General features: G+C 68.0%; 3 protein-coding genes and 1 pseudogene. 1 reads left to right on the top strand and 3 read right to left on the bottom strand.

Going from position 1 to position 3,059, the window contains the following annotated elements; all coding sequences use genetic code 11:
• Positions 1–74: 74 nt before the first annotated feature.
• The 3 genes and pseudogenes from ilvC to ACFVJS_RS27210 form a co-directional block, all read right to left on the bottom strand.
• A complete protein-coding gene (gene ilvC / locus ACFVJS_RS27220) occupies positions 75–1,100 on the bottom strand; it encodes a ketol-acid reductoisomerase (protein WP_165110266.1) in 1,026 nt (341 codons plus the stop codon).
• 34 nt (positions 1,101–1,134) lie between these two features.
• Positions 1,135–1,698: an acetolactate synthase small subunit gene (gene ilvN / locus ACFVJS_RS27215; RefSeq protein ID WP_091049441.1), complete on the bottom strand. Its 564-nt coding sequence runs from the start codon at positions 1,696–1,698 to the stop codon at positions 1,135–1,137.
• Positions 1,698–2,945: pseudogene (locus ACFVJS_RS27210) on the bottom strand (thiamine pyrophosphate-dependent enzyme); the annotation flags it as partial. The pseudogene ACFVJS_RS27210 and the gene ilvN, both read right to left, overlap by 1 nt.
• Here ACFVJS_RS27210 and ACFVJS_RS27205 point away from each other — a divergent pair.
• Positions 2,938–3,059, top strand: a 122-nt coding sequence (locus ACFVJS_RS27205) for a DUF5691 domain-containing protein (RefSeq protein WP_378886672.1), incomplete at its 3' end; no start/stop codon positions are given. The pseudogene ACFVJS_RS27210 and the gene ACFVJS_RS27205 overlap by 8 nt on opposite strands.

Genomic DNA, 3,059 nt, shown 5'->3' with positions numbered 1-3,059 from the left:
CCCGGTCCTGGGACAGTGGCGCCGACTCGGCATCCGGGGTCAGCGAGCAACGCTCGCTGGCGCTCGCGCGCTCGTTACCTCGCTGCGCTCCCCTCGGTGTAGTCGTCGTCGGTCTGGCTCCACGAGAAGTGGGCGCGCAGGGCCTTGCCGGTGGCCTCGATCGGGTGACCGGCCTCCTCCTCGCGCAGCTTCTGGAACTCGACCGCACCGTTGTCCTGGTCGGCGATGAAGCGGCTGGCGAAGGAGCCGTCCTGGATCTCGGCGAGCACCTGCTTCATGGTCTCCTTGACCTGCGGGCCGATGACGCGCGGGCCGGAGACGTAGTCGCCGTACTCGGCGGTGTCGGAGATCGACCAGCGCTGCTTGGCGATGCCGCCCTCCCACATCAGGTCGACGATGAGCTTGAGCTCGTGGAGCACCTCGAAGTAGGCGATCTCGGGCTGGTAGCCGGCCTCGGTCAGCGTCTCGAACCCGGCCTGGACCAGGTGGGACACGCCGCCGCAGAGCACGGCCTGCTCGCCGAAGAGGTCGGTCTCGGTCTCCTCGGTGAAGGTCGTCTTGATGACGCCGGCGCGGGTGCCGCCGATGCCCTTGGCGTAGGACTTCGCCAGGTCCCAGGCGGAGCCGGAGGCGTCCTGCTCGACGGCGATGATGTCCGGGATGCCGCGGCCGGCGACGTACTCACGACGGACGGTGTGGCCCGGAGCCTTCGGGGCCACCAGGATCACGTCGACGCCCTCGGGGGCCTTGATGTAGCCGAAGCGCACGTTGAAGCCGTGGCCGAAGACGAGGGTCTTGCCGGCGGTCACGTGGGGCGCGAGCTGGTCGTTGTAGAGACCGCGCTGGTGCTGGTCGGGGGCGAGGATGACGATCACGTCGGCCTCGGCGGCGGCGTCGGCGGGGCTGAGGACCTTGAAGCCCTCCTCCTCGGCCTTCGGGGTCGACTTCGAGCCGGGCTGCAGGCCGATGCGCACGTCCACACCGGAGTCACGCAGGTTGAGCGCGTGGGCGTGGCCCTGGCTGCCGTAGCCGATGACGGCAACCTTCTTCGCCTGGATCAGCGCGAGGTCGGCGTCGTCGTCGTAGAAAATCTCAGCCACGAGGGCTTCTCCTTTAGTTGTGTTTGATAGGGGTTCAGACCGCGGAAGGCGGAGCGGGCACAGCCACGGATCGCAGACTGCGCTCGGAGATCGACCGGGAGCCGCGGCCCATGCCGACCATGCCGGACTGGGAGAGCTCACGGATACCGAAGGGCTCGATGACCCGGAGGAAGTCGTTGAGCTTGCCGGTGTTGCCGGCCAGCTGGACGATGACGGTGTCGGTGGACACGTCGACGACCTTGGCCCGGAAGAGCTGGATGGTGTCGAGCACCTGGCTGCGGGTCTCCGTGGTGGCGGTGATCTTGACCAGCATGAGGGCGCGCTGGACGCGCGACTCAGGCTCGAGCTCGACGATCTTGATCACCTCGACCAGCTTGTTGAGCTGCTTGGTGACCTGCTCGAGGGGTGTGTTCTCGAGATTGACCACGACCGTCATGCGGGAGACCTCGTCGTGCTCGGTCGGCCCCACCGCGAGGGATTCGATGTTGAAGCCACGACGCGAGAAGAGCGCGGCCACGCGGGCCAGGACGCCGGGCTTGTTCTCGACCAGGACGCTCAGCGTGTGCTTGCCGCCGGTCTTCACGGGCTGGATGCTCATCACAGGTCGTCCTCGTCGAACTCGGGCGCGAGGTCGCGCGCGTACTGGATCTCGTCGTTGGAGGAGCCGGCGGCGACCATCGGCCACACCATGGCGTCCTTGTTGACCCGGAAGTCGACGACGACGGGCATGTCGTTGATCTCCATGGCCTTCTCGATGGTGGCGTCGACGTCGTCGGCGGAGTCGCAGGCCAGGCCGACGCAGCCCATGGCCTCGGCCAGCTTCGGGAAGTCGGGGATGCGCTTCGGCTGGCCGTGACCCTGCAGGTTGGTGTTGGAGTAGCGCTCGCCGTAGAAGAGCGTCTGCCACTGGCGCACCATGCCGAGGTTGTCGTTGTTGATGATGGCGACCTTGATCGGGATACCCTCGATCGCGCAGGTGGCCAGCTCCTGGTTGGTCATCTGGAAGCAGCCGTCGCCGTCGATCGACCACACCGTGGAGTCCGGGCAGCCGACCTTGGCTCCCATCGCAGCCGGGACGGAGTAGCCCATCGTGCCGAGGCCGCCGGAGTTGATCCAGGTGTTGGGGTGCTCGTAGCCGATGAACTGCGCGGCCCACATCTGGTGCTGGCCGACGCCGGCGGTGAAGATCGTGTCCTCGCCGGAGATCTTGCCGAGCCGCTCGATGACGTACTGCGGCGAGAGGCCCTCGGCAGGGAGGTCGTAGCCGAGCGGGTACTGCTTCTTGATCCCGGCGACGAACGCGATCCAGCCCTCGTAGTCGCCCTCCTTGCCGGCTTCCTTCTCGGCGGTGAGCACCGCGATCAGGTCGGTGAGGACCTCGCGCACGTCGCCCACGATCGGGACGTCGGCGTAGCGGTTCTTGCCGATCTCGGCCGGGTCGATGTCGGCGTGGATGACCTTGGCGTTGGGGGCGAAGGAGTCCAGGTTGCCGGTGACGCGGTCGTCGAAGCGGGCGCCGAGGCTGATGATCAGGTCGGACTTCTGCAGCCCGGCGACCGCGGCGACGGTGCCGTGCATGCCCGGCATTCCGAGGTGCTGCGGGTGGGAGTCGGGGAAGGCGCCTCGGGCCATCAGCGTGGTCACGACCGGGATCCCGGTGAGCGTGGCCAGCTGCAGCAGCTCGCGGTGCGCTCCGGAGCGGATCGTGCCACCACCGACGTACAGGACAGGCTTCTTGGCCTCCAGCATCAGGCGCGCCGCCTCGCGGATCTGCTTGGCGTGCGGCCTGGTCACCGGGCGGTAGCCCGGCAGGTGGAGCTCGGTCGGCCACTGGTAGGTGGTGGTGGCGGACGAGCCCTTCCTCGAACAGGCGTTGACCGACCGCAGCCGCAACGTACGGGCGACCGCCGCGGAGTTGCTGTCGGCACTGCCCGAATCGGCGCTCGCCGCACGGATGGC

The sequence above is a fragment of the Nocardioides sp. NPDC057772 genome, assembly GCF_042798075.1.
Classification (GTDB): Bacteria; Actinomycetota; Actinomycetes; order Propionibacteriales; family Nocardioidaceae; genus Nocardioides.
Note: the sequence above shows the minus strand (reverse complement) of the source record. Positions and strands in the feature narration are given on the sequence as shown.

Bases quoted from the DNA above. Each gene is read 5' to 3' on its own strand.
- ilvN (WP_091049441.1), bottom strand. From the start codon at position 1,698: ATGAGCATCCAGCCCGTGAAGACCGGCGGCAAGCACACGCTGAGCGTC.